Source organism: Salinactinospora qingdaonensis (assembly GCF_039539445.1).
In the GTDB taxonomy this organism is placed as follows: Bacteria; Actinomycetota; Actinomycetes; order Streptosporangiales; family Streptosporangiaceae; genus Salinactinospora; species Salinactinospora qingdaonensis.
Genome location: NZ_BAABDD010000061.1, coordinates 1 through 2,987, shown reverse-complemented (window position 1 = coordinate 2,987; position 2,987 = coordinate 1). Strand labels below are relative to the sequence as shown.

Here is a 2,987-nt window from a genome sequence, read left to right as displayed (position 1 = left end):
GGCCCAACGCGTGGGCGGCGATGGCCAGGCAGGCGGGGTTGACATCCAACAAATGCACCGTACGCACCGGGCTCCAGCGGGGCAGGCGGTGGGGGAAGTAGCCGTTGCCCACCCCCACCTCCAGATGCACCGGGCCGGCGTGGGCGGCCAGCAGGGTGTGCAGCACCGCGTTGGGCACCCCCCACACGCGCGGATGGCGCCACCAGATCACCTGCGGGGTGTAGCGCCACCGCATCCCCAGCCGGGTGTAAAGCCCCGGGTTGGCCCCCGCCACAGCGGCAGGCGGCGAAGCGGGAACAGACATCGAAGGCTCCTCAGCTCGACACGACAGATCCAAAAGACGGCACAACAGGGGTGGTGAACGAGCGCGCCCACCCTCGGGTTCGGGAGTCAGGGGGCGACAGGAGGGGCCGACCGGCTTGGGTGGTCCCAGCGCGCGAGCCAGGCGTTGGCGGCCTCGGGATCGACCGTGGCCTCGTGGAAACGCTGCCGCTCAGACTCGGAGAGGTCTCCGGACCAGAAGCCCTCGATCATGTGCAGGAACCCACCGGCGGGCTGAACAAAGTGGGTGTCGTAGTCGGCACACGCGTGGTGCATGAACGCGGCATCGAACGGCCCGCCGTCCTTGGCGCGGGTGAGGATGTGGTCGCGGTAGGTCAGGGCGGCCCGGGTGGAGCCGGCCCAGCCCTGCCCGGTGGTGGGACACAACGGCCGCACCGTGTCACCCATGCCCAACACCGTCCCGCCCGAGGGCAGATAGCCCACCGGCCGGCGCCGCGCCGGTTTCGTGCGGGTGAGAATCGCCGCGCCGGCATCGACCACCTCCGCCGTGGCGCACTGCTCATAGAGGTCGGGGGCGAACGCGCGTAGCCGGGTGAGGAGTTCGGCGTAGACATCGACACGGCGCCCGTGGGTGGGGCGACAATCCAACGCACCCTCCAGGCGGGCGCTGAGGAACACGCTCTCGGCCGGGCCGTGGCCGGTGAGGATGGGCACCCGAAAGATCTCGCCGTGCGGGGTGGTGACCACCTGCACATCAGCCTCACCGGGAAGGAGCCCGTCGAGGTAGACCTGGCAGAGCGCCCGCGGCCCCGCGGCCTGCGCCTGCTCGGCGTCGGGGGCAAACAGCGCGCCCAACTCGCCGCCACCCACCGCCACCACGATGAGGTCATAACGCCCCGCGCAGGCATACCAGTCCAGCTCAGAAACCGTCACCCCGTGGATGTGCACCCGCCCACCCCGCCGGTCGAAGCTTTCGAGCCAGGCGGCCATCTTCTCCCGGGGATCCACCGCCACCCCACCCTGCCCGGGCAGCGCGCCGACAAAGCCCACCGGCACGGCCTGGGGTGGGCGCGCTGACACGCTCACGGTGGCAAACCGCGGCGCGGCCGTCGACCACTCGTCCAGCCCGGCCTGCTGTTCGGCCTCCAGGGTGGCGGGGAAGGTGGCCTGGGTGGGCTCGGCGTTGCCAAACCGCAGCTCGCTGGGATCATGGTTGGTGAACACCTCCACCTCCACGCCCGCTTCCAGCAGGGTGTGGGCCAACACCAGCCCGGATTGGCCCGCCCCCACGATCGCCACGCGCGTCACAACTCCTCCTCGTCCTCGTCGTCATCGGTGGGGGTGGGGGTCAGGGCGCGGGTGATCAGCGCACACACCACCCGCTGCATCGACGCGGTCTGCGCGGGCACACACCCCAGCACCGGCACCGAACCGGGGGCCGGTAGGGCGGCGGCCAGGCGCGCCCGCACCCCCGGGCCAGGGTCAGGGGTGCTCACGGCCACGACATAGGGCCAACCCTGCTCCTCCAAGGCGGCCAGCGTGGCCCGGCCGGCTTCGATCTCGTCGGGGGCCACCACCACGACGGCCCCCACCACCCCCGCCAGCCACTCCTCGGCGCGGGATTGGGGCGTGGGACGGGTACGCGCGCCGTAGAGGTGGACCACCAGCCCCGGGCCGAAGCCATGCCAGCCATAGCAACCCACCCCATGCATCCCCGGGGCGGCCGCGGCCGGGAAAGCACCCGCCACATCGGCCAGGGACAGCGGCGCCACCGCCGACAGCGCCCCCACCGCCGCCGTAGCCACCTCCAACCGCGGCGCACCCACCACCACCCGAACGACCGCCGCATCACCGGGCGCCGAATACATACCGCCCCCGTTCCAGCCGCGAGTGTGCGCTGCAGTTCTCCATCTGGAGGGGATGACGTGCGGCCGCTGGCCACCACAAAGGCCTCACGAGTGGCCTCCCCGCGCCCTCACCACCTGGCCCAACCCCGCCAGCGCACGCATACACGCACCGCGCTCACCGGGATCGATCGCCACGATCGGAATGTCGGGCTCCAGCGCCAAGGCGGCCCCCACCTCCTCCACCCTCTCCGGGCGGGGGCAGCCCGAGGTCACCGCCACCACATGCGCCAGGCCCTGCTCCCGGCAGGCCGCCAACGCCGGCCCCGCCTCGTCCGGGCGCTCTGCGTCCACAGCCACCACCACCCCCACCGCCCCCCGAGCGACATCACGCCACAAGAACCGCTCCCCGACCGGAACGCTGGGGGTGGCCAACACCAACACCGCCGCATCCCCACCAACACCACACCGCGCGAACCCCATCTCGACCCGCCGGTGTTCCTGTCGGTCGGAGTTGGGGATGAGCGTCTCCAGCCGGGCCACCTCGCCCCCGGCCACACTGGCCACCAAGCCCTCCTTGCCCGCGGTGGGGCCGCCGGCGATCACGAGCTTGGCCGAACGCTTCTCCGCCGCGTGGCGCTTCGATCCTGCCGGGGCGAGTTGGTCCAGCCGGCGGGCCAACGCCACCCCCGCCGGCTCCGACAGGCTCACCGCCGGACGCAGCGCCAACCACCCACCCCCCTCGCGGGGCTGCTCCAGCAACTCCTGGACCGCCACCAACACCGCCCCCAACGGCATCCCCACCGCCACCGCCAACTCGACCACCGACACCCCCGGCCACGCCCGCTCCCACACCCCACG

Annotated in this window: 4 protein-coding genes; all 4 read right to left on the bottom strand. The window is 72.5% G+C overall.

Annotated elements, in window-relative coordinates:
- A partial coding sequence (locus ABD848_RS24740; RefSeq protein WP_344977578.1) for a class I SAM-dependent methyltransferase occupies window positions 1-304 on the bottom strand: 304 nt, incomplete at its 3' end.
- Window positions 305-390: 86 nt separating this feature from the next.
- Window positions 391-1,590 carry a styrene monooxygenase/indole monooxygenase family protein gene (locus ABD848_RS24735; RefSeq protein ID WP_344977575.1) on the bottom strand — a complete coding sequence of 400 codons (1,200 nt, stop codon included), beginning with the start codon at window positions 1,588-1,590 and terminating at the stop codon, window positions 391-393.
- A complete protein-coding gene (locus ABD848_RS24730; RefSeq protein WP_344977572.1) occupies window positions 1,587-2,150 on the bottom strand; it encodes a hypothetical protein in 564 nt (187 codons plus the stop codon). The genes ABD848_RS24735 and ABD848_RS24730 overlap by 4 nt, the downstream gene beginning before the upstream one ends.
- A gap of 84 nt (window positions 2,151-2,234) precedes the next feature.
- Window positions 2,235-2,987, bottom strand: a 753-nt coding sequence (locus ABD848_RS24725) for a hypothetical protein (RefSeq protein WP_344977569.1), incomplete at its 5' end; no start/stop codon positions are given.

What these genes read in the sequence shown, in the direction of transcription:
- ABD848_RS24730 (WP_344977572.1), bottom strand. Translation starts at nt 2,150, where the DNA reads ATGTATTCGGCGCCCGGTGATGCGGCGGTCGTTCGGGTGGTGGTGGGT.